This is a genomic window from Mesorhizobium sp. M4A.F.Ca.ET.022.05.2.1 (assembly GCF_003998845.1).
Lineage (GTDB): Bacteria > Pseudomonadota > Alphaproteobacteria > Rhizobiales > Rhizobiaceae > Mesorhizobium.
Genome location: NZ_RZOJ01000558.1, coordinates 1 through 3,136 on the forward strand (window position 1 = coordinate 1; position 3,136 = coordinate 3,136).

4 protein-coding genes are annotated in these 3,136 nt (G+C 62.0%); 2 read left to right on the forward strand and 2 right to left on the reverse strand.

Annotated features, from left to right (window positions below):
* Both EN745_RS32595 and EN745_RS32600 read left to right on the forward strand, forming a co-directional pair.
* A partial coding sequence (locus EN745_RS32595; RefSeq protein WP_127423150.1) for an ROK family protein occupies positions 1-698 on the forward strand: 698 nt, incomplete at its 5' end.
* 124 nt (positions 699-822) lie between these two features.
* Complete coding sequence (locus EN745_RS32600; RefSeq protein ID WP_281034802.1) at positions 823-1,710, forward strand: Gfo/Idh/MocA family oxidoreductase; 888 nt, start codon at positions 823-825, stop codon at positions 1,708-1,710.
* 9 nt (positions 1,711-1,719) lie between these two features.
* On the opposite strand, the gene EN745_RS32605 is transcribed toward EN745_RS32600, so the two are convergent.
* Both EN745_RS32605 and EN745_RS32610 read right to left on the reverse strand, forming a co-directional pair.
* On the reverse strand, positions 1,720-1,989 hold the full coding sequence (locus tag EN745_RS32605; protein WP_127423151.1) for a hypothetical protein: 270 nt from the start codon (positions 1,987-1,989) through the stop codon (positions 1,720-1,722).
* Positions 1,990-2,094: 105 nt separating this feature from the next.
* Entirely contained in the window at positions 2,095-2,913 is an 819-nt protein-coding gene (locus EN745_RS32610) for an SGNH/GDSL hydrolase family protein (RefSeq protein ID WP_127405942.1), read from the reverse strand.
* Positions 2,914-3,136: the final 223 nt, after the last annotated feature.

Sequence of the window (3,136 nt, forward strand, 5' to 3'; positions counted from 1 at the left end):
GTCGAGACGGTGACGAACACCAGCGATCCGGCGCCGGCCGCGGCGCCGGATCGCTGGTGTTCGTCACCGTCTCGACAGGCATCGGCGGCGGCGTCGTCGCCGACGGCCACATCTATCACGGCAGGCGCGGGCTGGCAGCCGAGATCGGCCACATGACAATCACCGGCGAAAGCGACCGCTGCTTCTGCGGCGCCATCGGCTGCTTCGAGGCGGTCGCCTCGGGAACCGCGCTCGGGCGCCGGGCGACACGGCTGACAGCGCCCGGCGACGGATCGCTGCTCCGGCGCCTTGCCAAGGACGGCGACATCTCAGCTCGCCATGTCGTCGAGGCCGCGCGGACGGGCGACGCGACCGCCCGCCAACTGGTCGAGGCGGAAGCCAGATGGCTCGGCATCGGCTTCACCAATCTTCTGCATCTCTATTCGCCGGACCTGATCGTGATGGGCGGCGGCCTTTCCAATGGCTTCGACCTTTTGGCGCCGGGGATCAGGGCGACGGTCGAGGAGCGCGCCATGCAGGCCTACCGCGACGTGCCGATCGTGCCGGCCGAACTCGGCGACCGGGCGGGCCTGGTCGGCGCGGCCAGCCTGATCCTATGGGAGGGCGAGCCCGGCACGGCGCTGGCGATGGTGCAGAACGAGGAGACGAAGAACGGCGCCGGAGGACAGACCGGCGCCAGGGAGGCAAGACAAGGCTGAGCCCAAGCAGCGCGGCGCTCGCAAATATGGAGCCGCCGAGCAGACACGTCCCTTCGTCATTCCAGGGCGAAGCAGGAGCGAAGCGACGTCGTGAAGACCCTGGAATCCATGCCGTAACTTCGAAGTGTTGCTACTGAGCAGAATTCTGCTCCGCCGCTCTTCGCCCGGGGTCGCGGCATGTGCCGCGATAAAGGCCGACAAGCACATCCTTTTGGAAAAGCCCGCCTGCCTGACGGTGCGCGAGATCGACGAACTGCTGGCGCTGAGCAAGGATTACGCCAGGACCATCTTCGTCGGCTACATGCGCCGCTACGCGCCGGCCTATCTGGCGGCGCGCGAGGAATTGCCCACCCACGCCGACATCACCCATGTGCGCATCTTCGACCTCATCCCGGAAGGCCGGCATTTCCTGAAGAAGAGCCAGAACACACTCTACCCCACCGACATCGATCCGGCGATCCTGGCGCGCGGCGCCAGGGAGCGCGACGCGCTGATCCGCGAGGTGGTGGGGGCCGATGCGTCCGCCGACCTCGTGCGCGCATATCGCGGGCTGACGGCGCTCTCCTCGCACCACATCTCGGCGATGCGCGGACTGCTCGGCGAGCCGGTCCGGGTGTTGGCGGCGCACCGCACCAATGGCGGCGCCAACACCAGCGTGACCTTCGACTACGGCCACTTCGCCTGCCTCTATGACGCCGTCGTCGACGAGCTCGGCCTGTTCGACGCCATGATCGAGGTGCGCTCGAACACCAAGCGGGTCCGCATCATCTATGACACACCCTATATCCGCAGCCTGCCGACCAGGCTGGAAGTGACGGAAGCCGGCCCGCTCGGCCCGGTGACGAAGGCGTTCGGACCGCTCTATGGCGACGCCTTCTCCAACGAGCTCGAAACCTTCCACCGCCACATCACCAACGGCACCAGGCCGCTGACAGACCTCGCGGACTCGCGCGCCGACCTCGCGCTGATGGCGGAGATCATCGAGACGATGAAGGAGAGCGGTGGGCGCTGAGCGTTCCGCCTACTTGCCGCAATGGTGGTCGTTGATCTTGTTCAGCGCATTGGCGTCAGGGCCGACCTGGTGGTAGGAGCAGGCTCCGGCCGCCGTCGTGAACAATTGCTGGTCATAGTAGTGCGGGCCCGCGAACAGAATGTCGATGATATCGCGATGCGCGGGGACGTAGCGTTCGGATTCGGCCCGATGGTCGCGGCTTCCGGCGAAGGCCGAGGCGGAGATGCTACAGGCTGCAGCGAAAACGAGAGCGCAGATCGCAAGGCGTTTCGTCGTCATCGGCAAACCCTCCTGGCCGTTGGGATTCCCAGCATACATCCAAAATCGCCAGCCGGACAAAAGTTCCCTGAGCGGCATTGCCAGATTGGGAGCCGGCACTCCTGACTAGATTCTGCCAGGGAAGTCAGCGGCGAGGCGCCTTCGAAAGACATCGGCGAATTTTTCGAAGGTAGCCTCGGTCGGGTGAAGTTCGTTGGCCCACTCGCTTGGGCGCGTGATTGTTCCCTGCGTATCTATCAAATGAAATCTGTTCGAGGCCTTGCTCGCCAATTTGGTCAACAGTGTCTTGAGAAGTTTCAATGCGTCGGCCACAGCCTGCTTGTTTGCAGCCATATTGGTTTGCCCGCTGAAGTCAAAACTCGGTTTGAGCCAGGGCCCGACACCGGGAAATGGGGGAGAGCTGCCGTCCGGAACGGCAAAGTCGTAACAATGCCCGTAGATCGGGACACCATGGGCGTATTTGTTGCGAAAGTCGAAAAGCTCCTGGTAGGAAGCTTCGATCATGCCCAGCGCTTCTTGAAGACGTGCCCTGTTCAGCGGCCTTCCCGCCTGCACATCATTGATGAATATGCAGAATTGATCGCCGGCTATGTCGTTGCCTCCGGCGGAGATCAGGATCGCATCCGGCTTTCCTCGGGCTCCCCAGTTCGCCTTGTTTTGCAATTGTTCCTTCATGCGTTTCTGTTTCGGGAGCGCCAGCTCATCGACCGACGTATCCCCCCAATGTGCGACCGACAGGATGAACGGCTTCGGCCTCCCTATCTTGCCAAGTTTGACGATGATGTCCGTGTCTCGGCAAAGAGGGCCATTGTCGACCAATGGATAATTGAACCAGGAATCTCCGTTTGCCAAAAGCATCAAAGGGACGACCAGCGCTGCCTTTCCGCTGGAAATTGCCGTTGACGCCCTCGCTTCGAAGGCCATTACTCTTTCCTGGTGGCGTCTGGCTCGCGCCTCTTGTTCGCTTTCGATCGCGTCCAAGAGCTTTGCCCTTGTCGCGAATAACCTTAGTGCAAGGGCATTACTGCGTTTCATAGTATCCCTCCCTACATCAGAATGCTGGAAATGACCTGTGAAATTGCCAATGAAGTTGCGTGATAAAGGCAATCATCGTCAACTCTGATTCTCTAGTTGAAGAACACGAATA